The following is a 21,791-nucleotide window of genomic DNA, read 5'->3' as shown; positions in this document are numbered from 1 at the left end:
AAGCGGTTTTAACAAGATGATTTTAAACAACGGCAATAACGAACTAAAACTTTTAAGTGGCAAGACACGCTACGTTAAAATCCGCTTGAAACGCCTTGTTATGCTTTCCGAAAGATTATTTAACCGAACAAGTCGGAGTGTGTCCCCGTCCGAATTAAAACAAGTTCAGTTTCATTATCCTCATAGATTAGCAACCAATCTGGTTCCAAATGACACTCTCTGGTCCCTACATAATCCCCTTTTAATTTATGATCACGGAACCGTTCTTCGATCTGCTCATCATTAGCTAACTTTTGGATTACTTGTTTAAATACATCAAATGACTTACCCCGTTTCTTCATCTTCTTGACATCTTTCTTGAAACGATTTGTCCGAAGAATCTTCTTCATCAGATATCAAGATCTTCAAAAAGTTCATCTGAACTATCAAAAGAGGAAACATCTTTTCGTGCTTTGGCATCCAGGATGGCATCTTCGGTTATTTCGTTTGGAATCTTCATCTCAAACGGAAGTCCGCGTTGAAGCTTTACTTGTTTAAAAAAAATACGGATTGCTTCTGTGGTATTAATTCCGAGTTCCTCAAAAATGAGTTCGGTTTCTTGCTTCAATTTAGGTTCTAATCGAGCGCGTACGGTTGTTGATTTTGTAGGCATGACAATAAAGTTTTTCTTTAATGTAGTTCAAATGTGCTACAAATACAACGGCAAAAAATGACGATTGTTGTTAAATGTGAAAGGAAGCATAACGGTCTGGCGTTTAACCGGCTTGGCCTTTTTGATTAGAAATGTAATTAAAACTAAGGATTTCTATAAGCCAACAGATTTTGAAACGGCAAAAAGCGAGGCCTGTCCGAGTTAATGCGCGGGTTATACTGCCAATTAATATTTTACTGGATTACTGATGCTATTGCCACCCCAAACTACATATAATGAATCATCTGATGATGAGTTGTCAATTGAGTAACCAAAAGAAAAATAGCCTCCACACCCGAAGCATCCTTCTGTAGGATCTGCCTCGGCGGAATCCAATAAAATATAAAATGAGTATCGCCAATCTTCTTTTAAATCGAGTTGAAAATCACCGTCGGAGATTTCTCGTTCTGTTTCAGAATCTAATAACTGGAATTCTACAGTCAATTTTCCATCAGTGGATGTCTCTATAATAGGAGTAGCTAATCCCCCAGTAGTAGGATTCTCCCTTGTTTGGAAATCTTGATTTGAAAAAATTTTGGAGTTATCACCATCAGTGAAATTTATGTATAAAGTCTGATTCGATAATAAATTGCTTTCTACGGAAAATTGTGTTTCGGCTTTTTTATCATCGGTTCCAAATACAGAACAACTTGTTAAGAAAACTGCGAAGGTGATTAAAATTACACTTGATGAATTTCTCATAATAATGCGGATAAAGATAAATTCTTAAATCGACCAGTTTTACGTAGGTATCTGACAATTTTGATAATCTTAACTGTACATCATAAGGGGCGTGCAAAATGACGCTGAATTTGTTTTAAAATGTACTACGGAAACTGAACAAATCGAAACCGGCAGCCAACGGCGAGGCACGTCCCACTTAATGCGCGGGTTATATTTCTATGGTTTTATTGCCGGTATAATGGCAGAGTTAAACCTAAATTAAACTTCCAGCCAGAACCTCTTGAGATCATTGTCCCTTCATACGTTTGGTTATCAATTTCATAGGTGACATCAACTTCTTCGATTTTTTGAAGTCCTAATGAATAATGAGCACCGACTGTAAGTTTTAGACCCCAGAAAATAGCAAAATTCATATCCATGCCAGCTTCTGCCAAGAACTTATTTTTATTTACAGCTCTATCAACCGTTTCATATTCTACATAGTTGCCATAAAAAACTCTTCCCGTGGAATAACCCGTTACACCAGTTCTTCGACTTGTGAGCCAAGCAAAACCAATTTGGGGAGAAAAGCTTGTTACATCTGTCCATTGCAGAGTGCGCCCAATATGAAATGGTATTTTAAAACTTGATATCCCATTACTATAAGAGCGTTGACCCAAAGTAGAACCATTTGGAATATCAAAATAAAATGAATGGGATAATTCATTTCCGTAGAACCCTGTGTGCAATTCCCATTTATCTTTTTTGATAAGTACTGGGAAGCCATATGCTCCTGCCAATGCTATACCAGGTTGTAGGATGCCACTATTGTCTTCAACGCTGAAGGTATGGCGATTAAAACCAACTGAAAAACCACCTTCTACTGATATTTGGGCTTTCGCAAAATCGGTTGAGGCAAAAACAATGATTACGAGGAATGGATAATGTAATTTTCTCAAATGATGAAATAGATCGCATGATTTAAATTTTTATGGCATTTTTGTCACCTCCTAAGCCCTATAACATATGAGTCGAGCAGATTTGACAATCCGTTCGAATACGCTTCATAATATTCCAAATCACTCAAAAAACCAATTATAGCCCTGTTTCTTCAATGTTATACAAATTTGAAATAATTGAAATTTGCATAACATGGTTGGATAAAAATTATCGGCCGATGCATTGACAAATGACATTCTGTAAGCCCAACTGGCACAAGTGACGCTGCGCTGAACACTTGCGGCAGGTTTGGCTTTCTAATTTCTGTCCCCAACTTCCCACCGATATGTCCGGTGTGTTTTATGATGATAGCATCCCAACGCCTCCAGACTCCGCTGCATCAGCCAGTTTTTTTCGCTCACCCAGGTTCCCTCTAAATATTCAAGCGTGGGTGCGGCAGCTTTGGTCATTTGAATTCCGCGGACAAAGGTGAGGGCTTCGAGTCCCATTTTTCGGTATTTGGGCAGAGTTCCGTAAACGGTGGTTCGAAGATGTTTAGCCCGCTTTTTGAAACGCATCAGTTTTGGGTAGTGCCACCATCGCAGGCGTCCCCTGGTTTCGGCAGAGATCTCATTCAGATCGGGTACACAAACAACGAATGATGCCGGCTCATCCCCTACAAACGTAATAATGACACTATCCGGAATCATGATTTTTTTGAGCTTTTGCACCATCTCCCGGATCTCTTCCGGCCCAGTTCGTTAAACTGTTCTTCTCTCTCGGCAATATCCTGGTCGCGCCATGCCTGGTTGTAGATTCCCCGAATATATTCTGCATCCCGCTCCAGGTTGTTCATGTCAATGGGACGCAGGCTCACATTCGGGCGACTTTCAATTCGGTCTGTAATCCGTATCAGCCTCCCGGGCAGCGGTTTATCAAATTCTCGTTTGTAGCTCCAGTGGTCGTCCAGCTTTTCAGCGCCGGTGTTTTCAAACAGCTGCTTGTAGTACGGAGCATGATAAAACATTCCATAGATGGGCGATTCCTCGAAATTCTCCACCAGTAATCCCCAGAAGTTGATGTTTTCCCCAAAATTAATGGGTCCCCGAAATGCTTTATATCCTCTGTCGGAATGCCATTTTTTTGCAAAAGCGATCATTCCATCGGCAACAGACTGATCGTTTATCAGCTCCACAAATCCAAGCCCGCCCATTTTCGGCTCAAAAGCGGCGTCACGCTCCTCATGATTCATCACAGCAAAACGGGCCACAAGCTGATCTTCATCATACATTAAAAAGCGCTCGCACTCTCCTTGCTCAAAAAATGAATTTTTTTCGGGATCAAAAATATTCTCGATCTCAAAGCGGAATGGAGGAATCCAGTTTGGCTCATTCTTGTAAATTTTAAATGGAAAGGAGTGAAAGAGGTCAATCTCCTTTTTTTCGGTAATCTTCTCAAAGCGATATCCCATCAGAGTAAATCTATTGTTAACTTGTGGTCGAAAAATCTCCCTTTTGAAGGGGGCGCAGGGGGATGATAACACCCCACCCGAAGTTTCGGGATTACAGAATGTGACAGAAGGTCATCCCCCTGAATCAACTTTGTTGATTCTTTCCCCCTTCGAAGGAGGATTTTTAAAAGTACAAGCCCCTGCGGGATTGTACAAACGCAGAAATCAGAAGGAATACGAACAATTGGGTTTGTTGAGTGATATGTCGTCAATAAGAAAAAGAGGAATGATTGTTCTCCTGTTAGTGATCTCGTGTGCGTTATCTATCTACCTTTTATATATCTCGGAATCCACGCCGGTTTACCAACTGGAATCTCCCCAAAAACTTGACTCCCTGATTACCGAATCGTTTCATGAATTTGATATCTCCGGCGGCCAGGTCAGAACCCAAAGCATCCGCATAGACAGCACATTTACCCGTAAACGATTTACCGTTGAAGTGCCTCCCTCCTTTTCAAAAACCACGTTTCACTACAAACTTCACGAACAACTTTTGCCATATAAGGCTGAAACAATTGGCCGCGTAGAATTTCCCGAGAAAAATTTACGGGTTCACGTGCAGTATAATCAAACCATTCACCGAACCATCTACCTCTATTCGCAATCTACTGATTAGCCCGGTTTTAATACTCCTCAAAGCTGATCCAAAATCTTTACATCGCTAAATCGAAAATCGTTAAATCAAATGTTGAGGACTTAAAGAAAGGCAGCGGATTGATTTAGCGATTTTGAGATTTTCGATTTTGGATGTGCGATTTATCCATTGGTTTACTAACCACTGTGCGTTGATGAAGCGCATACGCAATATGCGAAGTGAAAAAGCCGGACATACGATACTGCAAACCACTGCTCTTGTACACGAAGCATACTTAGAAATGATTGACCAGGAATAAAGCGCAATTATTAATAAAATCGTACTCATTTAATTGCCGTTGCTGCACTTGCGATGAGACGAATTTTCGTGAGATCGCGTAAATCAAAATGCTAAAAAGCTAGGTGGAAATGAACAGCTGTCACGTTTGAAGATGGTATGGCTCACTTGTGAGCGTAGCTTCTGAATATTGGACTTAGATAGACTGCTGAAGATGCTGGAAACCATGAATGAGCAACAAGCTAAACGTACAGTACCGTTTTTGGCGACTTCCATAACATAAAGTGATCGCAGATATGCGATGAACTGGCATCCTATGCTTTGTACAAAAGTGTGTGAGGCCTGGCTGAAGCGGGAATCGGATAAGCCCAAAAGATCTAAAATCTTTACATCGCTAAATCAAAAATCATTAAATCAAATGTTGAAGACTTAAAGAAAGGCAGCGGATTGATTTAGGGATTTTGAGATTTTCGATTTTGGATGTGCGATTTTTTTAAAAAAACTGTAAGCATGTCGTCGTTTTTGGTTCATACGTATATACACACAAACAAAAAATACAGGAGATTATGAACCGGAAAATACTTGAAGAACGACTCATAAATTTTGCAGTTATAACAGCTGAAATCATTAACAAAATGCCGAATAATAAATTCGCAAATCATCTTGCGGGACAGTTGGTCAGATCCTGTACTTCACCAGCCTTAAACTACGGGGAAACTCAGGGAGCTGAATCTACGAAAGATTTTGTCCACAAGATGAGTGTGGTTCTCAAAGAACTCAGAGAGTCACTGAATTGCTTAAAAATAATTAAACGATCTAACTCATATCATTCTGACTCATCCATACATAAAGTGATCGCAGAATGCGATGAACTGGTATCTATCTTTTACAAAAGTGTTGAAACCGCGAGTAATCGTAAAAGCCAAAAGATCAAAAATCTTTACATCGCTAAATCAAAAATCATTAAATCAAATGTTGGGAACTTAAAGAAAGGCAGCGGATTGATTTAGTGATTTCCGATTTTGGATTTCGGATGTGCGATCTATTTTAAAAAAAACTGTAAGCTTGCTGGCAAATTTGATACATAATATACAGTGATAACAGAATGCGATGAACTGGTATCTATCTTTTACAAAAGTCTTGAAACAGCAAGTAATCGCAGTAACCCAAAAGATCTAAAATCTTTACATCGCTAAATCAAAAATCATTAAATCAATATTGGGACTTAAACAAGTGGGAGGATTGATTTAGTGATTTCCGATTTTTGGATTTTCGGATGTATGATACTACTTGCTCGATAGTTATCACCAGTTCAAGCTTTTGTTGCGCGTATAGAAATCAGAACGAATAACTCCCCTCTGCCAGTACCAGTTTTTCGGGTAGCGGCGAAGTGGAATGAGCGTTTAGCGAATGAACTCGGGGTGTGTCCAACACTGCTCGATTATACATACTTTCACAATTGATTCCGGTTTTAACACACCCCTCAATCCCCTCTCAAGAGGGGAAGCCGATATTTTGATTTTTAAAAAAAACCCATAACCTTATTCCATGAACCCAGAACAATGGAACCGCGTCCAGGCACTCTTCAAGGAGATTGTTGATTTAGACCAGGATACACGATCTGACCGCCTTGAGTCCGTAAAAACCGAGGATCCTCTTTTGTTTGAAGAGTTAATGTCACTCCTTGCAGCGGATTCCGGAACAAACCTCTCTCATCGATGGATTTGCCATTGACAAGATTGATCTTTCTGAGCTTGCAGAACGCAAAAGGTCGCAAATCGGCCCGTTTCAAATTGAGAAGAAGATCGGATCCGGCGGAATGGGAAATGTCTATCTGGCGCATCGTGTGACAGGTGGATTTGAACAAACCGTTGCGCTCAAACTCATTAAATTTGGAATGAGATCGGAAACTGAGGTTCACCGGTTTGAAACAGAACGAAATATTCTCGCACGTCTTCAACATCCCAATATTTTCAAGGTTGGTGGACGGCGGACTAACGGACGACAATCACCCCTGGTTTGCGATGGAATATGTGGAGGGTGAAGATCTTCTCGCCTACTGTAATAGACTCGACCTTTCCATTGAAAAAAGGTTACGCCTTTTTCTGGACGTTATAGAAGCCGTTCAATACGCTCATAAAAACCTTATCGTTCACCGGGATTTGAAACCCGGTAATATTTTGGTCACCGGTGAGGATGATAAGCTATTCGTTAAGCTCCTGGATTTTGGTATTTCCCAAATTATGGATGAATCGGATTCGGAACATGCAAGCAGCAAAGCGATGACCCGCGCCTATGCATCGCCAGAGCAGGTTAAAGGAGACTACACATCCACAGGATCGGATATCTATAGTCTTGGGGTGATATTGTATCAATTGATTTCTGGCTGTCATCCGAAAGAGGAGTTCCGCTCAGAAAATTGTCACCCGAAACCAGTCAACAAAGAACTTGCAGCAATTTGTAAGAAATCGATGAGTACCGATCCTGCTCAGCGATTTGAGAATGTATCTGATTTTGGCAGAGGAGATTGAAGCGTGGCTGAACAATCGGCCGGTCCCCACCTACTCGGAAAGACCGGCATATCGTTTCAGTAAATGGATGAAGAGAAATCGTGCTTCCTCTTTTATGGGATTTTTGCCGTCATCTCCCTCGCGATCGTGGTTTTGCTCTACGCGAATGAACTGGAAAGAGACAGAACATGCTGGCGAGAAGCCGCAAACTTCGGAACAGGTTGCCGGATTTTTGCAGGGATTATTCGAGGTTGCAGATCCAGCCGTTTCCCAGGGCGATACACTCACAGCATTTGCGATGCTGGAACAAGGCACCAGGCAGGTCGGGGAAGATCTGCAAGGATCACCCGAAGTCCTTGCACGTATGTATGATGTTCTCGGGAGATGCTTACGTCAGTTTATGGGACACAGAAAAAGCAGAGAATTGTACAAAAAATCGCTGGAAATTAAACGTACACTCTATAATGAGAATCATATCGAAATTGGGAAAAGCCACCATAATATCGGAAGTATTTATATGCAGGATGGCAGGCTTGAAGAAGCAGACTCTCTGATGACCCTTGCTCTGCAAATTCGTCGGCAGAATCTTGATCCGGGAAGTCCCGAGATCGGTTCAACCCTGCAGCATCTGGGCTTTATAAAGTTGAGGCTGGGAAAAACAGACCAGGCAGAAAAGTTCTATAAGGAAGCTCTATCGATATACGAACGCAGTACGGATGATGAAGCAGCTTTAGAAACTGCGTCACTCATCAATAGCCTTGGAAAGATTTATGAACGAAGGGGTGACTATGACACAGCAGCTAAAAATTACAGAACCGCTCTCGAGTATATTCAAAACAGCCTGGAACCCGATCATGTACGGTCAATCAACTACCTGAGTAATCTTGGATATGCCCTGCACCTCCAGGGAAATTCGAATGAGGGAGAAGAGTACCTGGTGGAGAGCATTGAGGTAGCAAAAAGGGTCCGTGGGGAAGATCATCCGCAAACTGCAGTGGCCATGAGTTATTACTCCAATTTACTCTTCGATCAAAGTAAGTATGAGGAGTCGGAAGAACTTACCAAACAGGTTCTCCAAATCTATCTTGATACGTATGGAGAGGACCATCCGGCCATTCCGGTCTTTTATAATAATATTGGTAATACACGAAGTAACGTCGGGGATTATGAAACGGCTCTCGACTTCCACCAAAAAGCACTGGACCGCCGGATTGAAATCTATGGGGACAGGCACCCTGAAGTCGCCCAATCTTACGCTAATATGGCGACCACCTTCAGTGACATGGAGCGATACCAAGAGGCACTGGAATACTACAACAGAGCGCTGGATATTGAACTGGACGTGTACGGAGAACTCCATCCCGAAACAGCCTACAGCTACGAAGCGATAGGCAATGTTTATAAATATATGAAGCAAATGGACAAAGCCGAACAGAGCTATCTAAAAGGATACAAGATTCTAACAGAAGTATTGGGTGAGGACCACTTTGAGACAGAAAACGCCCGCGAGCGGTTTAATGAGTTTTGTATGAGGACGACGGGCAGGATGGCAAGTTCAGAGGCTTTCGATAACGATTAACACTATTTCAGAAGTTTATTCTATTGGAACATTATGAAATCAGATCTTAATTACTCCTGCAAAGGCGTCGACTGTCTTGAATTTATTTGCTATCCAGGCTCAAGTAGATTTTTTACAAAAGACTTTCGCCACTCTCCGCCCTTCTTTGCGCGTGTAGTAACAGAGCCCCCACTCTATTTGGAGATAAACCATAAATCAATGATACCATGTCAACTCAACTAATACATAGCCCGACACGCTCCTCTCACCTAACCAGCATTGCTGTCATTTGTACCTTTGTTCTACTATTTTATTTTCATGTCTCAGATAACAGCACATCTGTTTTGAGGATCCTGCTCAAATGTGAACACGCCCGGCACGTTCGACCTGTGGAACGCCGCGGAGCCTCTCCATCCCGATCTCGACGCCCTTTTCCACGACAACCGCCGATGTAGACGGCGACGGCAATGACGATATCATTTTCAATCACCGACAGGCGGCAAATGAGATCGCTATCGCCTTTTCCAATGGCGACGGCACGTTTACGGCTCCACAGGCGAGCACGCACCCCGCCTCGCCGGAAGGAGGATGGGCGACCGCCGACTTTGTGACGGCCGATCTGGACAATGACGGCAGCTACGAGCTGATCTGGAGTCGGGTCGGGAATGCGAATGACGATAACATTACAAACATCACATACGTCGCACGCGCTAATGGCCGCTCGCTTGAGTTTCTCGACGGCGTGACCCATCCGGACACGCCGACGGCAGGCGGCGGCTGGGACGAATACCGCACCATCGTCGGCGACATGGACGGGGACGGGGATGACGACCTCGTCTGGAACCTCCTCGGTGGCCGAAACCGCACCTTCGTCGGCTTCTCCAATGGCGACGGCACGTTTATGCTACCTACGACGAGCCAGAATCAGGGCAGCACGTGGTTTCCCTACCAGGCTTTCGTAGGCGACGTGACGAACGACAACAAAGCCGACATGATCTGGTCGGCCTTGGGAACCGAACGCAACAAATGGTACGTGGGCGAATCGCTCCTGCAGCCCAACACGGATCCGGGGGACGATAAGTACTTCACACTTCGGTTTGACAGGCGCTCCCCGAGCAACTGGTCGGGCTACACGACGCTCACCGGCGATATCGACGGGAAGAACGGCACGGATCTTCTGTTCGTCCACCTGGACCGGAATCCGATTCCCGCGCATCGTGTGCTGTCGGACGGCAACGGGTCGTTCACTGTCGAACCGTTTGTGAAGCTGCAAACGCCTGGTGGAATCCTCGGAAATACGTCTGGCCGATGTCTCCGGCGAGGGGCGGAGTGACCTCGTGGCCTTCGATTTGGCAAGTTTCACGGTTCGTGTGCGCCTCGGCAATCAAGACGGTACGTTCGACTTCTCGCGCGATGACCAAACGCTCCCACAGGACGAATGGTCGCTGTTCGCCTTCATTACTGGCGATTTTAACGGCGACGGCCTCCAGGATGTCCTCTGGACCAATGAGAAGCAGAACAGCCGGTTCTACATCGGCCTCGCCCGGGAGGATAACGACTTGTGAACACCCCGAACTGGCCTGCAGCAATGGAGCGATTGACCGCATCTATACTAAACTGGAACACATCGAAAAAGCCGAAACCTGCTAAAGGGCCAGTTATAACATTCTGTTTAAGGTGCCTGGCAAGGGCCATCAAGAAACCGAACATTCAATATTTCGGCTTGTTTATTCCTGCGAAGCGACCGGACAATTACCTAATGAAAACCATGCCACTACTTCGGGAATTCGGGCGCATCCAGGGGGTCGGAGAACCGCAAGACAATCCGGTACCTGGTGATGTTCTTTGTACTGCTCTCGCTACACGCTTGGATTCAAGGTGAACAGGTCTGGCCGTTTCGTTGCTGTTTATTGTATCCTTGCTTTTTAGTTCATTCGTCGTCATGTTCTTAATCCATCCGTCTGCCCCGTTTAAACGCCGGGGTATTGGGCGTTTTATAAGCTTTTTAACGCAAATTAGGAGGATTTTATGCCTGTTCTCTCGAAGAGATCTCTTTCCATTGATTATACCAGCGATGGAATAGGTCCGCCGGTCGTCCTGATCCATAGTTCTGTGAGCTCGAACCGACAGTGGCGTGCCATGACCGAGGCACTGAAAGACCGGTACCGAGTTCTGGCAATCAACTTATTCGGCTATGGGGAAACTACCCCCTGGCCCGGGAATGCACCTCAGACGCTATATGCTCAGGCTCAGCTGGTTCTTGCGCTGTGCGAAGGTATAGAGGAGCCGCTCCATCTCGTAGGACATTCCTTTGGTGGCTCTGTTGCATTGAAAGCAGCCTCGCTTCTGGGTTCCCGTGTCGGGAGGCTAATTCTTCTTGAGCCAAACCCTTTCTACCTGCTCAAGCAAAACGGCTGTACTGAGGCGTATCTGGAATCACGGGATTTGCGAGACCATGTAAAGTGTTACGGTGCGTTGGGCGATTGGCCAAAGGTTGCTGAACGCTTCGCAGACTATTGGTTGGGTGATGGGGCTTGGGCCAGCATGACGGAGAAACGCCGAGTTGCCTTCGCCGACTCACTACCTCCGAATTTCTACGAATGGGATGCAGTCATGGAGGAGAAAAGCACGATCGAGGACTGCAAGAACCTCAACCCACCCACACTCATGGTGAGCGATGCGACCACACGCCTTCCAATTCGAGAGATCGTGGCGCTCTTTGCCAAGGCTTGTCCACACTGGACCTTCCATACCATACCCGATGGTGGGCATATGGCCCCGCTAACTCGACCGGAGCTAATTAATCCCGTGGTCCAGCATTTCTTGGATGCAGGTCAGGAGTAATCATCGTGGTCATCGGTATTTAAACAACCTCGGGAAACGGCCTTCCTTTGGTCCGGGTCGCTAACTGGCTGACTCATGTGGATCTCGACTGGAAAGGAGCAGATGCTCTCATGCCCCTGGTTTTATATCTCTTCTATATATTCATCCAGTATCAAGATACCATGGATTACAAACCGGAGGTAGAACCCGAGGCGATCCGCCCTCTTAAGCAATGGGGTATTCTTGCAGGCAGCCTGTTGGTAATTTTAGCAGGTGTTGAAATGCTGGTACAATCGGCAATACAGTTCGGAGAGATCCTGGGCACACCCTCTTTTCTCTGGGGAATTTCGGTTGTAGCCGCCGGAACCAGCATCCCGGATCTTTTTGTAAGTGTTAAAAAAGCGCAAAAAGGGAACGGCATCACTTCTATTGCCAATGTGTTGGGCAGTAATATTTTCGACCTGTTGGTCTGCATTCCGATAGGTATTCTTATAGCGGGTGCAACCGTCATTAACTTTTCAGTTGCCGCTCCTTTGTTGGGGGCCCTCACATTTGGAACACTTATGCTTTTCAGTTTCATGCGAACCAATATGATTCTCGGCCGAAAAGAATCCTTCACACTGATTATCTTTTATATTCTCTTCCTCGTTTGGATGGGCCTCGAAAACTTTGGTGTGATTGACTCGATTCCCTCCCTGCCGGGTTGATTGACAAAATAATCCGTGCCCGGATATTGGTATTCCTCGCATGTAGTATTCCGCCTTGTGAGTGGACCGGTCAAACGCAGAGAGAGTATTAACAAAAGTATTTTTGGAATAGAAATTGATGTACGTGAACAGTAAGCACCGCAATATTTTACAATATGCAGATTTATTAGAATGTTAAGTTAAATTTTAACCGGTATCGCCAGCAGGACGTAATTTATGCAAGACTCAAGCAGTTGATAAAAAAGTTAATAACTGTGTTTATTGCCAATTGCCTACTGCCAACTGCTTACTGAAGCACCGCAATATTTTACAATATGCAGATTTATTAGAATGTTAAGTTAAATTTTAATTTTAAGTATTGATTATGGAATCTGAAAAGCGACAACCCCTTCAACATACAGTAGCCGATCGGCTCTTTAAATCAAGAATTGTAATGATCAACGGAGAGATCACACAAAAACTCGTAGGTGAAGTTACCTCCCAACTGATTGCACTCTCTTCAATTTCGAGTGAGCCGATCACCCTGTTTATTCATTCCCAGGGTGGGCACGTAGAATCGGGCGATTCAATTCACGACATTATTCGATTTATCGACGCACAAGTACGAATTGTTGGCAGCGGATGGGTAGCCAGCGCCGGTGCTCTTATTTACGTATCTGTTCCTAAGAAGGATCGATATTGTCTGCCGAACACACGATTTTTGCTGCATCAACCGTCGGGTGGCGTACGCGGCAGCGGAAGTGACATTGCCATAGAAGCAGAAGAGATGGTAAAAATGAGGCGGCGGCTCAATGAGATATTTGCCGAAGGCACGGGACAACCCCTCGAAAAAATTGAAGAGGATACGCAACGCAACTTCTGGCTGACTGCCGAAGAAGCGAAGGAATATGGTTTGGTTGGCTCCATCATTGAAAAGGTATCCGATATCTCCTGACTTGATTTCACAAATGAAATACACTCACTTTTTGTTTGTTATATTTAGTAATATCATAAACATACAATAGAAACTACTATACAGCCTGGTATTTTAAATCTTAATTGTACAAAATTAAAAAAGGAGTGATTTATGGTTATTAAAGATGTTCTCGATCAACTTGAAACATCAGAAAAGCCTGTAGCCAAAGCGTTTCATACAGGTGATCATTTTAAAGTATTGGTCTTTGGTTTTAAGAAAGGAATGAAGCTGAAAGACCATGAGGCGCATCAACCAACCAAGCTGCTGGTATTAAGCGGCGATTTGATGTATCATCAAAATAAAAAAGAGACCCGCCTTAAACAGTATGATGAGGTTGATATCCATCCGGAAGTCACTCATTCCCTGAGCGCCCTGTCCGACAGCCTGGTTCTGCTAACCCAGGGTAAACATTTCTGATTTTTTTCAGTGTAGAGCTTTTCTGCAATTGAAGCTGTTTTCTCTTTGGAATAACTGATGAAAGAAACTTATAAACCTCAGTTCGATTAATAAAAACGAATGAAAAAGTCTCCCCTAACAAGGGGAGATTTAGAGGGTTGTTCATTGGTTTTGCGATATTTTGATGAAATGAAACCGATCGTAATACCTCAGGCCCAGTGCCAGTTGTGACCAGTTCTCTGTTTCTCCGGATGCCGGCTTATTTGCCCGGATGAATAATTGTTGAATAATCAGAATATCCTGAAATGCAATTATTTTGATCTATACCAATTATTTCGACAGATCGTAATATTGCAAATTGAGTTTTCATTGATCAGATCTGCACAAAAAAGAATACAGAGTATAGATAATTTAAAATCATGTCACGGTCTTCTTTCAGTTTTTAACTGGTACAAATGATTTTTGATCGATATATGCTGTACTAATAAATATGACGTGCGTCAATCTAACAGGTTAACAGATGTGGAATATTGCTGTAATCGATTCATCAAAACAGAATGTGAAGTTTGGTATTCATGAAGATGGTTCTCCAATATCTAACCGATATTTTTTGGAATTACTTCGGGATTCTCAACCGTTCCGGGAGTTTTACAATGGATTCCTGGCTGATTCAGATTATGAAGCTTTTTTCTGGGAGAACAAGCCCATAACCAATAATAATTTAGGAGATGACTACGAATGCAACATCCTCAACAGTGATTTTTTAGCGGGCAGATCGCCTGATGCACAAACTTTCAAACAGTATTTTAAAAGAGGCCAATTGGTCGTCACTTTTCCGAATCTTGGTAATGATGCCGAGTTGATCGTTCCCTGCCCTCAGAAAAAAAATGATTGTTACACACATATTGGAACTTTTGTGCGAAATGCTGATGATGATCAAATTGATGAATTTTGGCGAATCACCGGGCGTGAAACTCTGAAGGCAATTGGCAGTAAACCCAAATGGCTGAGTACCTCGGGACTGGGTGTGTTCTGGCTGCATGTCCGGATTGATACGATTCCGAAATATTATCAAACGAAGGAGTACAAGAAGATTTAAGCTTTCAGCAAAAGTCCCGAACCTGCGAGAGTCCGAATGGTCCCCGTAGAGTTCGATGAAAACGATCGTAACTCTGCCAGGAGCTATCGCACTCTGACAGGTTACTTTTTATCAGTTAATTTAATTAAGATTAATCATGAGCATACTCAGAATTATTTTCGCCATCATCCTCCCTCCCCTGGGAGTATTTTTAACAATTGGAATTAAACCGGCTTTTTGGCTGAACATTCTCCTGACCATTTTAGGATTTCTGCCCGGAATTATTCACGCCGTTTGGGTGATTGCGAAGAATGATTGACTTTTTAGCTGGCAGATATCAGTTTTTATTAATGTGAATTACTAATCTTTTTCCAATGGAATGAGGATTGGGGATTATTTTTCCACATACCTCACTCCGCAATCCACATTCAACCAAAATTAAATACAAAACTAACTTGTTATGAACATCCAAAACAAAACAGCCATTGTAACGGGAGCCAGCAAAGGAATTGGGCTCTCAACAGCAAAAGCACTCATCAATGAAGGTGTAACCGTTGCCTGCTGGAGCCGAACGCCTCCAAAAGATTTCTCTCACGACAATTTTCATCATATTGAAACAGATCTGACCCAGGAGGAATCTGTGGAAGAATCATTTCAAAGAACCGTCCAGAAACTGGGAGATATCTCAATCCTGATAAATAATGCCGGTGTTGGCTATCACGCACGAATGGAGGATACCCCATCCAAACAGTGGCGATACCTGTTTGATCTGAACGTGCATGGAATCTTCTATGTCACCAAACGAGTGATTCCCGGAATGAAGCAGCGAGAAGAGGGACATATCATAAATATCGGGTCAGGTGCCGGTACGAATGGAATTCCTGAGATGAGCGCTTACTGCGGAACCAAATATGCTGTCAACGGAATTACAGAATCTCTGCACAATGAGTTGAGAGATTTTGGCGTGAAGGTAAGTTGTATCTCTCCGGGTTCTGTGGATACTGGGTTTTCATCCTCAAACAAGAACAAATTACTACCTGAAGACCTCGCCAGTGCGATTGTCCACATGCTGAAATGTCCGCAGAATTTTCACTATACGGACGTGCAAGTCAGACCACTTCAGCCGTAACCGAAAAGACATGGTATTTTTAGTGCCAATGATAAATTTTTCTCAATTAAACCTTTTTGTGTCAGCTTGAAATAATATGCCGATAAGAAAAAATACCATGTCTGTTATACCACAATCTCTCCGGATTGCACCTTCCAGAGCTGATGATAAATTCCATCCTTCGCAACTAACTCATTGTGCGTTCCGGATTCGGCAAGTTCTCCATTCTCAAGTACAAAGATATGATCCGCATGCCGAACTGTTGAGAGCCGATGTGCGATGATGATCGTCGTTCGGTCTTTGGATATTTTGAAGAGTGAGCGCTGTATGGCCGCTTCTGTTTCGTTGTCTACGGCGGAGGTTGCTTCATCCAAAATTAAGATGGGTGGATTTTTGAGAATAGCCCGCGCTATTGAAATTCGCTGACGCTGACCACCGGAAAGTTTTTGTCCTCTCTCCCCCACGATTGTGTCATATCCTTCATCCAATTCCATGATGAAATCGTGAGCTTCCGCCATCTCTGCTGCTCGTTTCACCTCCTCTTCAGAGGCGTCAAATGAACCGTAGCGGATATTTTCAATTACACTCCCGTGAAACAGAAATACATCCTGGCTGACCAATCCGGCAGACTTCACTAAATCGTTGATCTTGTACTCTCTCAAATCTCTTCCATCCAGTAAAATTTGTCCACCGGTAACATCATAAAACCGCATCAGCAGTTTTACCATACTGCTCTTACCCGCGCCGGTGGCTCCCACAATCCCGACTGTGTCACCTGCTCCAATCGTAAGATTCAGGTTTTTCAACACAGGTCCGCCGGTTCTATATCTGAAATCTACGTTTTCGAATTTATACTCTCCATCTACTTCATCCGGTTTGATGGAAACCGAGCCATCCGGCAGTTTTTCTTCGGTATTCAATAATCCCATGATACGCCTGGTACTTGCCATTGCCCGTTGGTAGAGATCAAACGTCTCCCCAAGCCGGGTCAGCGGCCAAAGTAGTCGCTGCGTTACAAATATCAACACACTGTACAAACCTACTTCCATCTGACCTTCCAGGGTTTGGAAACCGGCAAATATCAGTATGGCAATAAAACCGGCCATAATCAGCATCCGGATCAATGGAACAAACGCAGAACTGAGCCGAATGACATCTTGATTGGCTTTTTTGTACTGATCGGAAAGATTGGCAATACGCTGGTTTTCGTGATCCTGTGCTCCAAAGCTTTTAATCGTGGTCATTCCGCCCAGATTATTCACGAGTTGTGAGCTTACCTCACCCGCCTGATCACGAACTTTGCTATATTTTGGTGCCAGTTTCTTCTGAAACCATACAGACCCCCAAATTATGAACGGCATGGGGACCAACGCCATCCAGCCAATTTGCGGAGCCGAAAAGATGAAGATCGATCCGATCACAACCACCGTGATAAATACCTGGATCAGATCATTTGCCCCGTGATCGAGAAATCGTTCAAGCTGGTTTACATCATCATTCAAAATAGCAATCAGATCTCCCGTTGATCGATCTTCAAAATAGGCCATCTCCTGTTCCTGGAGATGACTGTAGGTATCCGTTCGAAGACTGTCCTGCGTAAACTGAGCAAGATCTCTCCAGTAGATTTTGAACATATATTCAAATGCCGATTCCAAAACCCATATTACGGCAGTAACAGCGGCAAGAAAAAGAAGTTGATCTGTTGGTTCGGTAATACCGTATCGCCCAAGAAGACTTTCTGTTCCCTGCACAACAATATCCACTGCCACTCCAATTAAAATGGGCGGAGCCAGATCAAAAAGTTTATTCAGAACAGAAAAAAGTGTAGCCAGCCGTACCTTCTTGCGGAAGGGTTTGAGATAAGAAAGAAGCTGAACGAGAGGGTGTTTAGCCGTATCCGTTGTACTATTCATGATGGTGGTTAGTTAGAACAAAGATGGGATATAAAAAAGCCATCAGATGACTGATCCCGAAATAATTCAGGATTGAAAGTAAGAAGTGATACGATGACTTTCGAATTGTTTTATTCTATGATTGTATAACAAGTTCGGCTATTCCCCTGCCCTTACTTTTTACTCGTGCCGAAGGTCCTCCTTCGGCACGCCACCCCGAAGCTCCGCTTCTATTCATCGAACCCTCCACACGACATGAACTAAACCCTCCTTATGGCTCTCTTACCAGAAGCAGAGCTTCTAAAAGCAATGTTCCGAAGGAGACCTTCGGAACAAGTAGTAAGTAAATCATCCCCCTTCGCCCCATCAAAGTGAGATTTTTCAATCTGTATAGGTGTTTACACGCTCATCAGATATCACACCGTCCCAATTCATACCAAATCCGAAATCATAATTATGGCCTTCAGCATCAACATGAGTTTCCATATCGTGGGGTGTATCTTCAGCCTGATTTTCAACCGTTGCCATATCCGCAGGCATTTGCAGCGGCAACAGTGCAGAGGGCTCGTGATCGCCGGAAATTACATCCAACAAAGCCTGATCCTGAACGCCAAAATGGACAACAATTCCATCGACAAGTTCTTCAAATTCATGAAAAACCATTGGATTTGATACGTTGATAGCCACAATCACCGGTTTCTCTCCCATCGCTTCGCGTGTTTCGATTACGCTGTCCAGGTCCGATTCGTTTACTGTTTCAACGGTTTGTCCACGGTAGGATCGGTTATCGGAATCTTCAAGAGGATCGCCGCCGGCTAAACTTGGATCGCGGGCTTCGGTTGCAGTGTATGGCCGATATTGCAGGCTAATCGGTACGTACTCTGCATCCTCACTGTCATACCCGCGACCAGAATTGGGGCTTTCAATAAAAGCGATAGCAAAGTCCGCTTCGTCCGGATTGTCCGTTAGATTGTAATATTGATTTAGAATTTCTTCACTCACCGGAAGTTCATCCGTTGCGGGAATTGGCATGCCTATGAAATTCGAACTTTCCGGCCTTGTTCTGTTGGGCACGTAAACCGTCAGTTGATCCTCAACAGGCAAAACATTCCCTCTATTCTTAAGCATTACAATTGAGTTTAACTGAGTTTCATATCCTTCTTGCATGAATTCAGGATTACCCACTATTCCACTGGACTGCTCTGGTTGCAGGTACGGATTTTCAAACAATCCTACCCGGAAAATATTCTTGAGAAGTCTCACTGCAGATCGCTCAAATCGTGCACGCATGAACTCTTCACCGTGCTCATCAACGCCAATTTCGTAGGCCTCAACAACGGGACCCGCCTCATTATTTCCACCGAATTGATCTCCGCCGGCCATAATTACGCGATAGTGCCGTTCCGCAACCGTCAGATCCTCAACTCCCCAAGGCTTTCCATCAATGAAATGAATCCATCACATTATGGTCACCTGTAACGCCCCAGTCTGTACAAACCACACCGTCGAATCCATATTTATCACGGAGGAGTTCCTGGATAATGTAATCGCTGTAGGCATTGGCAACATCCTCACCTTCGGGACTTTGACCCACTGAAATTGTATAATAAGGCATTACAGCCGAGGCCATTTCTGTTTCGCCTTTCAGGTTGAATGCTCCTTCAGTAAAAGGTATCAACATCTCATCGAAATTATTCCCGGGATACACAGCGTATTTACCAAATCCGTAATGAGCATCACGTCCGCCCTCGCCTGATCCGCCACCGGGCCAGTGTTTTACCATGGCATTCACACTTTCGTATCCCCAGCCGCCGGAGATCTCTTCCTCTTCTGATGAGCTTTGAAAACCGTCAACATAGGCCCTTGCCATATCCGCTGAAAGCTGGGAGTCCTCTCCAAATGTTCCGCTGACTCTCATCCAACGGGGATCGGTCGCCATATCAATTTGCGGAGATAGTGCGGTTGTGATTCCCAACGCCCTGTATTCACGAGAGGCGATTCGTGCGAACTGTTCCGTTGCATCAGGATTAAATGTAGCAGCTAATCCCAACGATCCCGGCCACATAGAGATGTCGCCACCGGCTCCTTCATTGAATTCTGCATCGGCGACTGTTTCGTGTCGCGGATCTGAGCTGGTGTTCATCGGAATTCCAAGACCGAGTCCCTCTGCAAACGCCTGCGCATTGTTATTCCATTGAGCCGCAACGGCGGGACTCTCAACCGTCGTGATGAGTACGTGCCGTAGGTTGTCTTCTTCGAGAAACTGCTTTTGCTGATCGGTCAGATCTGAGGGTTCGGCATCACTTTCACTCAGTGGAGACCCGTTATAAGTCCCTGCTCGAAAGCCTCCTTCGCCGGCTGGGATGGATTGATGCGCACTGTACAACATGAGCCCGGCAATCTGCTCAACGGACATTTGTGAAGCCAGATCTTCAGCACGTTCATCAGCCGAAAGCCGCCAGTCTTCGTACGGATCTAATTCTCCATTCTTGTTCAAATCTTTAAATGCCGCTCCATCTAATTGTAAAATTTCAACTCCTGAATTAAGAGAGTATCCGATGGTGGGGCCGTTGGAGTGATGGATAAATTCAATATCACCGATTTGTTCAACCGTTTGTTCTCCATATTCGTTGCAGGAGAGGATCGTAGAAATCATTAAGAAAGAAAAAATAAAAGATACTGCTCTGAATTTTGGCAAGAGACTCATACTTAGCGGATTGTAATGGTTATTTTGTCATTGTTACAATGTATAAAAATAACTCTCTTCTTTGAACAAATTTTTTATTTTGCGCTTTCTCAAACCTTAAAAATCTGATCGTATTGGGAAATCGCCAGATATGAATACAATTATGCGTGAACAATGAATAGAAATACACTTCAAAGTGGATTTTTTAACAGATCGATTTTGTACAAAGTCAACTTCACGAGTACTGGGTATCGTCCCTGACGGGACTTCGTACGTGGTAGTGGTAGTTTGGCATCTAACCCCAACTGAAGTTGGGACCTACTCTGTGTCATCCCACATAGCGGGATTGGGATTTCGTCTGAATCTGGAGTTATCAATCTACCTCTCTGGCTATCAATTATTCGAAATGACATTGTGAATCAATAGACATTCATTAATTAGAAAATTATGCAACAAACATGAATCCATATCTTAGCACAAGTCCCGCCATGCGGGACGACAGGCAGTAGCCCTCGGTTTCAACCGGGGGTATGTGCCGGGGCATCCAGTAAAAAAGTCCCGTCAGGGACGATACCCTACTCTATAATCTATCTATCATTTACCATATCACTACTGGCTCCCACAATTTTATATGTATAAATTTTGTAAGGAATGCCATCCAATCGGTTCATACAAGTAACAATCAACTAACAAAATTCAAACCGATTCATCATGGCGAACACCTATACTCAACTCTATATCCATTATATCTTCAGCACTAAACATCATTATCCGCTCATACAACCTGAATTTGAACAGCGATTGTATAAATACATCACAGGTATCGGACGCGAAAAGGGATATCCGGTACTTGCTGTCGGGGGGATGGCTGACCATCTGCATGTGTTGGTCTCCCTGTCACCAACTATATCCGTGGCCAAGACGATCCAGACAATCAAAGGAAATTCATCCAAATGGATCAATGATTGTTTTTACCCGGAGCGGCGGCAATTCAATTGGCAGTCGGGCTATGGGGCATTTAGTATTGGCCGTTCGGGAGTAAATCGGCTGAAAGACTATATCAAGAATCAGAAAAAACATCACGAAAAGATGACATTTAAAGAGGAATACAGAATGTTTTTGGAGAAATACGGTGTTTCCTGGGATGAGAAATATGTGTGGGGGTGAATCAATGTGAACCGTATCTATTTTAGTTACCCGTGAGACAGGGTGCCGTCCCTGACGGGACTTTTTTAATAGGTGGTATCGCGTTCAACCCCAACTGAAGTTGGGGCCTACTTGCTTTCATCCCGCATGGCGGGATTTGGAATTTTGCTTGAACCGGTATTTGATCAACTCATACTTAATTATGTCGGTTGAGCATTCATTTAGAAGACTACATCAAATAACGTAAGTTAGATCCAT

Annotated in this window: 25 protein-coding genes; 16 read left to right on the top strand and 9 right to left on the bottom strand. The window is 44.0% G+C overall.

Annotation, left to right across the window (positions count from 1 at the left end):
- Nucleotides 1–119: 119 nt before the first annotated feature.
- From U5K72_19370 to U5K72_19345, 6 genes are all read right to left on the bottom strand, one after another.
- Nucleotides 120–389, bottom strand: a complete 270-nt coding sequence (locus U5K72_19370) for a type II toxin-antitoxin system YafQ family toxin (GenBank protein ID MDZ7720989.1) — start codon at nt 387–389, stop codon at nt 120–122.
- Nucleotides 389–652, bottom strand: a complete 264-nt coding sequence (locus U5K72_19365; GenBank protein MDZ7720988.1) for a type II toxin-antitoxin system RelB/DinJ family antitoxin — start codon at nt 650–652, stop codon at nt 389–391. The genes U5K72_19370 and U5K72_19365 overlap by 1 nt, the downstream gene beginning before the upstream one ends.
- A 225-nt stretch (nt 653–877) precedes the next feature.
- Nucleotides 878–1,393: a hypothetical protein gene (locus tag U5K72_19360; GenBank protein MDZ7720987.1), complete on the bottom strand. Its 516-nt coding sequence runs from the start codon at nt 1,391–1,393 to the stop codon at nt 878–880.
- Between the two features lie 206 nt (nt 1,394–1,599).
- On the bottom strand, nt 1,600–2,313 hold the full coding sequence (locus tag U5K72_19355; protein MDZ7720986.1) for a hypothetical protein: 714 nt from the start codon (nt 2,311–2,313) through the stop codon (nt 1,600–1,602).
- 297 nt (nt 2,314–2,610) lie between these two features.
- A complete protein-coding gene (locus tag U5K72_19350) occupies nt 2,611–3,003 on the bottom strand; it encodes a hypothetical protein (protein MDZ7720985.1) in 393 nt (130 codons plus the stop codon).
- The gene (locus tag U5K72_19345) at nt 3,000–3,764 is read right to left on the bottom strand and encodes a hypothetical protein (GenBank protein MDZ7720984.1); all 765 of its coding nucleotides are present in this window, start codon (nt 3,762–3,764) and stop codon (nt 3,000–3,002) included. The genes U5K72_19350 and U5K72_19345 overlap by 4 nt, the downstream gene beginning before the upstream one ends.
- Nucleotides 3,765–3,807: 43 nt before the next feature.
- Between U5K72_19345 and U5K72_19340 the strand changes: the two genes are divergently transcribed.
- The 15 genes from U5K72_19340 to U5K72_19270 all read left to right on the top strand — a co-directional run bounded on the left by U5K72_19340 (nt 3,808) and on the right by U5K72_19270 (nt 15,830).
- Nucleotides 3,808–4,419, top strand: a complete 612-nt coding sequence (locus tag U5K72_19340; protein ID MDZ7720983.1) for a hypothetical protein — start codon at nt 3,808–3,810, stop codon at nt 4,417–4,419.
- An 821-nt stretch (nt 4,420–5,240) separates the two neighbouring features.
- Complete coding sequence (locus U5K72_19335; protein ID MDZ7720982.1) at nt 5,241–5,684, top strand: four helix bundle protein; 444 nt, start codon at nt 5,241–5,243, stop codon at nt 5,682–5,684.
- A gap of 538 nt (nt 5,685–6,222) precedes the next feature.
- Complete coding sequence (locus tag U5K72_19330) at nt 6,223–6,408, top strand: hypothetical protein (GenBank protein ID MDZ7720981.1); 186 nt, start codon at nt 6,223–6,225, stop codon at nt 6,406–6,408.
- A complete protein-coding gene (locus U5K72_19325) occupies nt 6,359–6,718 on the top strand; it encodes a protein kinase (protein MDZ7720980.1) in 360 nt (119 codons plus the stop codon). Before U5K72_19330 ends, U5K72_19325 begins: the two co-directional genes overlap by 50 nt.
- Nucleotides 6,657–7,205, top strand: a complete 549-nt coding sequence (locus U5K72_19320; protein ID MDZ7720979.1) for a serine/threonine-protein kinase — start codon at nt 6,657–6,659, stop codon at nt 7,203–7,205. Before U5K72_19325 ends, U5K72_19320 begins: the two co-directional genes overlap by 62 nt.
- Nucleotides 7,177–8,763: a tetratricopeptide repeat protein gene (locus tag U5K72_19315; protein MDZ7720978.1), complete on the top strand. Its 1,587-nt coding sequence runs from the start codon at nt 7,177–7,179 to the stop codon at nt 8,761–8,763. Before U5K72_19320 ends, U5K72_19315 begins: the two co-directional genes overlap by 29 nt.
- A 391-nt stretch (nt 8,764–9,154) precedes the next feature.
- A complete protein-coding gene (locus U5K72_19310) occupies nt 9,155–10,075 on the top strand; it encodes a VCBS repeat-containing protein (GenBank protein ID MDZ7720977.1) in 921 nt (306 codons plus the stop codon).
- Nucleotides 10,023–10,307, top strand: a complete 285-nt coding sequence (locus U5K72_19305) for a VCBS repeat-containing protein (GenBank protein ID MDZ7720976.1) — start codon at nt 10,023–10,025, stop codon at nt 10,305–10,307. The genes U5K72_19310 and U5K72_19305 overlap by 53 nt, the downstream gene beginning before the upstream one ends.
- Before the next feature lie 463 nt (nt 10,308–10,770).
- Nucleotides 10,771–11,586, top strand: coding sequence for an alpha/beta hydrolase (locus tag U5K72_19300; protein ID MDZ7720975.1), 816 nt, complete (start codon nt 10,771–10,773; stop codon nt 11,584–11,586).
- A gap of 47 nt (nt 11,587–11,633) precedes the next feature.
- Entirely contained in the window at nt 11,634–12,272 is a 639-nt protein-coding gene (locus U5K72_19295; protein ID MDZ7720974.1) for a hypothetical protein, read from the top strand.
- 364 nt (nt 12,273–12,636) lie between these two features.
- Nucleotides 12,637–13,206, top strand: coding sequence for an ATP-dependent Clp protease proteolytic subunit (locus U5K72_19290; protein ID MDZ7720973.1), 570 nt, complete (start codon nt 12,637–12,639; stop codon nt 13,204–13,206).
- 132 nt (nt 13,207–13,338) lie between these two features.
- Complete coding sequence (locus tag U5K72_19285) at nt 13,339–13,644, top strand: hypothetical protein (GenBank protein ID MDZ7720972.1); 306 nt, start codon at nt 13,339–13,341, stop codon at nt 13,642–13,644.
- Nucleotides 13,645–14,143: 499 nt separating this feature from the next.
- Nucleotides 14,144–14,722 (top strand): hypothetical protein, encoded by a 579-nt coding sequence (locus U5K72_19280; protein MDZ7720971.1) that lies wholly within the window; start codon nt 14,144–14,146, stop codon nt 14,720–14,722.
- A gap of 136 nt (nt 14,723–14,858) precedes the next feature.
- The gene (locus U5K72_19275; protein MDZ7720970.1) at nt 14,859–15,020 is read left to right on the top strand and encodes a YqaE/Pmp3 family membrane protein; all 162 of its coding nucleotides are present in this window, start codon (nt 14,859–14,861) and stop codon (nt 15,018–15,020) included.
- A gap of 141 nt (nt 15,021–15,161) precedes the next feature.
- Nucleotides 15,162–15,830 (top strand): SDR family NAD(P)-dependent oxidoreductase, encoded by a 669-nt coding sequence (locus U5K72_19270; protein ID MDZ7720969.1) that lies wholly within the window; start codon nt 15,162–15,164, stop codon nt 15,828–15,830.
- Between the two features lie 104 nt (nt 15,831–15,934).
- Here U5K72_19270 and U5K72_19265 read toward each other — a convergent pair whose 3' ends face one another.
- From U5K72_19265 to U5K72_19255, 3 genes are all read right to left on the bottom strand, one after another.
- Nucleotides 15,935–17,722: an ABC transporter ATP-binding protein gene (locus tag U5K72_19265; protein MDZ7720968.1), complete on the bottom strand. Its 1,788-nt coding sequence runs from the start codon at nt 17,720–17,722 to the stop codon at nt 15,935–15,937.
- A 360-nt stretch (nt 17,723–18,082) separates the two neighbouring features.
- Nucleotides 18,083–19,084 (bottom strand): glycoside hydrolase family 3 C-terminal domain-containing protein, encoded by a 1,002-nt coding sequence (locus tag U5K72_19260; GenBank protein MDZ7720967.1) that lies wholly within the window; start codon nt 19,082–19,084, stop codon nt 18,083–18,085.
- A gap of 58 nt (nt 19,085–19,142) precedes the next feature.
- Complete coding sequence (locus tag U5K72_19255) at nt 19,143–20,357, bottom strand: glycoside hydrolase family 3 N-terminal domain-containing protein (protein ID MDZ7720966.1); 1,215 nt, start codon at nt 20,355–20,357, stop codon at nt 19,143–19,145.
- A gap of 741 nt (nt 20,358–21,098) precedes the next feature.
- On the opposite strand from U5K72_19255, the gene tnpA reads away from it, so the two are divergent.
- A complete protein-coding gene (gene tnpA, locus U5K72_19250) occupies nt 21,099–21,554 on the top strand; it encodes an IS200/IS605 family transposase (protein MDZ7720965.1) in 456 nt (151 codons plus the stop codon).
- The last annotated feature ends 237 nt before the right edge of the window (nt 21,555–21,791 follow it).

The sequence above is a fragment of the Balneolaceae bacterium genome, from assembly GCA_034521495.1.
Taxonomy (GTDB): domain Bacteria; phylum Bacteroidota; class Rhodothermia; order Balneolales; family Balneolaceae; genus Rhodohalobacter.
Note: the sequence above shows the minus strand (reverse complement) of the source record. Positions and strands in the feature narration are given on the sequence as shown.

Coding starts and splice junctions, on each gene's coding strand:
- U5K72_19315 (MDZ7720978.1), top strand. CDS start 7,177: ATGTATCTGATTTTGGCAGAGGAGATTGAAGCGTGGCTGAACAATCGG.
- U5K72_19330 (MDZ7720981.1), top strand. CDS start 6,223: ATGAACCCAGAACAATGGAACCGCGTCCAGGCACTCTTCAAGGAGATT.
- U5K72_19350 (MDZ7720985.1), bottom strand. CDS start 3,003: ATGATTCCGGATAGTGTCATTATTACGTTTGTAGGGGATGAGCCGGCA.
- U5K72_19335 (MDZ7720982.1), top strand. CDS start 5,241: ATGAACCGGAAAATACTTGAAGAACGACTCATAAATTTTGCAGTTATA.
- U5K72_19270 (MDZ7720969.1), top strand. CDS start 15,162: ATGAACATCCAAAACAAAACAGCCATTGTAACGGGAGCCAGCAAAGGA.
- tnpA (MDZ7720965.1), top strand. CDS start 21,099: ATGGCGAACACCTATACTCAACTCTATATCCATTATATCTTCAGCACT.
- U5K72_19260 (MDZ7720967.1), bottom strand. CDS start 19,084: ATGGCCGGCGGAGATCAATTCGGTGGAAATAATGAGGCGGGTCCCGTT.
- U5K72_19345 (MDZ7720984.1), bottom strand. CDS start 3,764: ATGGGATATCGCTTTGAGAAGATTACCGAAAAAAAGGAGATTGACCTC.
- U5K72_19300 (MDZ7720975.1), top strand. CDS start 10,771: ATGCCTGTTCTCTCGAAGAGATCTCTTTCCATTGATTATACCAGCGAT.
- U5K72_19265 (MDZ7720968.1), bottom strand. CDS start 17,722: ATGAATAGTACAACGGATACGGCTAAACACCCTCTCGTTCAGCTTCTT.
- U5K72_19290 (MDZ7720973.1), top strand. CDS start 12,637: ATGGAATCTGAAAAGCGACAACCCCTTCAACATACAGTAGCCGATCGG.
- U5K72_19370 (MDZ7720989.1), bottom strand. CDS start 389: ATGAAGAAGATTCTTCGGACAAATCGTTTCAAGAAAGATGTCAAGAAG.
- U5K72_19255 (MDZ7720966.1), bottom strand. CDS start 20,357: ATGATTTCTACGATCCTCTCCTGCAACGAATATGGAGAACAAACGGTT.
- U5K72_19275 (MDZ7720970.1), top strand. CDS start 14,859: ATGAGCATACTCAGAATTATTTTCGCCATCATCCTCCCTCCCCTGGGA.
- U5K72_19365 (MDZ7720988.1), bottom strand. CDS start 652: ATGCCTACAAAATCAACAACCGTACGCGCTCGATTAGAACCTAAATTG.
- U5K72_19280 (MDZ7720971.1), top strand. CDS start 14,144: ATGTGGAATATTGCTGTAATCGATTCATCAAAACAGAATGTGAAGTTT.
- U5K72_19285 (MDZ7720972.1), top strand. CDS start 13,339: ATGGTTATTAAAGATGTTCTCGATCAACTTGAAACATCAGAAAAGCCT.
- U5K72_19360 (MDZ7720987.1), bottom strand. CDS start 1,393: ATGAGAAATTCATCAAGTGTAATTTTAATCACCTTCGCAGTTTTCTTA.